The organism is Mucilaginibacter sp. P4_G9, from assembly GCF_056400985.1.
The window spans coordinates 1-1659 of record NZ_JBFUKF010000688.1; the positions used below are offsets into that span (position 1 = coordinate 1).

1 protein-coding gene is annotated in these 1659 nt (G+C 44.6%); it reads left to right on the plus strand.

Annotation, left to right across the window (positions count from 1 at the left end; genetic code table 11):
* The first annotated feature begins 69 nt into the window (after window positions 1-69).
* Window positions 70-1656 carry a dihydrolipoamide acetyltransferase family protein gene (locus tag AC1DPZ_RS26740; RefSeq protein WP_477409224.1) on the plus strand — a complete coding sequence of 529 codons (1587 nt, stop codon included), beginning with the start codon at window positions 70-72 and terminating at the stop codon, window positions 1654-1656.
* Window positions 1657-1659 lie beyond the last annotated feature (3 nt).

The following is a 1659-nucleotide window of genomic DNA, read 5'->3' on the forward strand; positions in this document are numbered from 1 at the left end:
CTTTGCTAACAGAAGTTGCAGATTAAGGCTCAAAATGCATAATTTTGGGCAAAAGTATAAATTGTAAAAATGGCCCAATACCAACTGTTATTGCCAAAAATGGGAGAAAGCGTTGCAGAAGCAACCGTAATTAAATGGAATAAAAATCCAGGAGATCGCGTTGATGCCGACGAAGCAGTAATGGAAATTGCTACAGACAAAGTTGACTCTGATGTGCCTTCTCCTGTATCTGGTAAATTGGTACAACAACTTTACCAGGTTGATGATGTAGTACAGGTAGGAGCAATAATTGCAATTATAGAAACTGAAGAACAAGAGGCAACTCCTGTGTCAGAAGTACATCCGGCCCCCCCGGTAGAGGAACCCTCATTAGTGCAACACACTAACATAGAWGAACAAAACCCGGTTGTGGAACATATTCCCGCTGAGGAGGCCCCTGCATCAATAGAAGCGCAACCCGAACAACAAACACCCGTTGCTGAAACCCCCGAAGTAACTGAAGAAACACCGGCAATTGCGGTGCCGGCAGATATTCCTGGCATTAGTCAACTCGAACAAAAAAGTGCTTCGGTTTATGAGCAGGCATTTAAAAGTGAAGGAAGGTTTTATTCACCTCTTGTACGCAATATTGCGAGCCAGGAAGGTATCGGTATTAATGAACTTGATAGTATCCCGGGAACTGGTTCGGAAGGCCGCCTTACCAAAGATGATCTGTTAAGTTATATTGAGTATAAGCAAACACCGGCTGGTCAAAAAACTCAATCAGCTGTACAGCACCCTGCGTGGAGCGCGCCGGTTATCAGTGAAAATGGTTCTGTTGAAGCAACAAGTGTTGCAGTACCCGCAAGTGAGCCGGCAACAGCTCCAATACCAGAAGCGCCAAAAGCTGCAACGCCGGCAGAAAAACCAGCAGTAAGTGAACCTTCATCGGTAAGCTCAGTTTCGGGTAGTGATGAAATAATTGAAATGGACAGGATGCGCCGCCTTATTGCCGATCATATGGTGATGAGCAAGCATACCTCGCCACATGTTACCTCGTTTGTTGAAGCCGATGTAACCAGCCTGGTGCTATGGCGCGAAAAGATAAAGAATAGCTTTGAAAAACGTGAAGGCGAAAAAATAACCTTCACCCCGATATTTATTGAAGCTGTAGTTAAAGCGATCAGGGATTTTCCAATGATCAATATTACCGTTAACGGCACACAGATCATTAAAAAGGCTAATATCAATATTAGTATGGCAACAGCACTGCCAAGTGGTAACCTTATTGTACCTGTAATTAAAAAAGCCGATCAACTAAACCTGCTTGGGATAACCAAGGCAGTAAATGATCTCGCAAACCGGGCCCGGATTGGAAAACTACTGCCGGATGATGTACGGGATGGTACCTTTACTATCACCAACGTAGGTTCGTTTGGCAATTTGATGGGTACGCCTATTATTAATCAGCCGCAGGTAGCTATCCTGGCAGTAGGTGCTATCAAGAAAAAACCGGCTGTAATTGAAACCCCTGAGGGTGATGTTATCGCAATCCGTCACATGATGTTCTTGTCGTTATCATATGATCACCGTGTGGTTGATGGTGCGCTGGGCGGATCATTTGTTCGGCGCGTTGCTGATTACCTGGAGAAATGGGATTTGAACAGGACGATATAATCC